Annotated in this window: 1 protein-coding gene; it reads left to right on the top strand. The window is 65.0% G+C overall.

Features of this window, described 5'->3' with window-relative positions:
* Positions 1–471 (top strand): FAD-dependent oxidoreductase (locus tag KJQ97_RS10085; RefSeq protein WP_214120693.1); only part of this gene is annotated, 471 nt, incomplete at both ends.

Here is a 471-nt window from a genome sequence, read left to right on the forward strand (position 1 = left end):
CCGTCTGCCGCGCGAAATCCCCGACGCCGAAGTAGCACTTCTCACCGACCTCGGCATCAAGATCGTCCTGAACCATCCCGTCAACGCCCTCTTGGAAGAAAAGGCCAAGGGGCGTTTCGACGCCGGCTTCGTGGCCATCGGCGCCCATCTATCCAAGCGCGTCGACATCCCGACCGTTGATGCCTCCCGAATGGTCGACGCCGTGAGCTTTTTGCACAACGTTGCCTCCGGCGAGAAGCCACTCATTGGACGCCGCGTAGCTGTTTACGGCGGCGGCAACACCGCCATGGACGCCGCGCGCGTCGCCAAGCGCCTCGGCGCCGAGGAGTCCATCGTCGTCTACCGACGCACCGCAGAGCAGATGCCCGCCCACGCCGAAGAGCGCGAAGAAGCCGAGCGCGAGGGCGTCCAGATGAACTGGCTGCGCACCATCACTGACGTCGGCGACGACCTCACCGTCGAGGTCATGGA

Source organism: Campylobacter sp. 2018MI01 (assembly GCF_018501205.1).
GTDB lineage: Bacteria > Campylobacterota > Campylobacteria > Campylobacterales > Campylobacteraceae > Campylobacter_E.